The sequence below is a fragment of the Streptomyces murinus genome (assembly GCF_002154555.1).
Taxonomy (GTDB): Bacteria; Actinomycetota; Actinomycetes; order Streptomycetales; family Streptomycetaceae; genus Streptomyces; species Streptomyces murinus.
Genome location: NZ_MUNF01000591.1, coordinates 7,481 through 7,731, shown reverse-complemented (window position 1 = coordinate 7,731; position 251 = coordinate 7,481). Strand labels below are relative to the sequence as shown.

The following is a 251-nucleotide window of genomic DNA, read 5'->3' as shown; positions in this document are numbered from 1 at the left end:
CGCCGTCGACCGTGTTCGCGGCGTTCAACTCCTGGGCGCACCCGGACAAGACGATCGAGGTGTACGAGTTCAATGACCACGAGGGCGGCGGCCCCTTCCATGACGCGGTGAAGATGCGCTGGCTGCGGTCGTACGCCTGAGATCACCTCTTCCTCGATGCCCGACCGGTCGGTATGTTCGGGGTGCCCGGTCCGGGGCCGACACGGGCCGGGCGTTCCCGCGACCACGGAGGGCCCATGTCAGCCACGCAC

Annotated in this window: 1 protein-coding gene; it reads left to right on the top strand. The window is 68.5% G+C overall.

Annotated elements, in window-relative coordinates; translation table 11 throughout:
- Positions 1-140, top strand: a 140-nt coding sequence (locus CCN72_RS30550; protein ID WP_143664250.1) for an acetylxylan esterase, incomplete at its 5' end; no start/stop codon positions are given.
- Positions 141-251 lie beyond the last annotated feature (111 nt).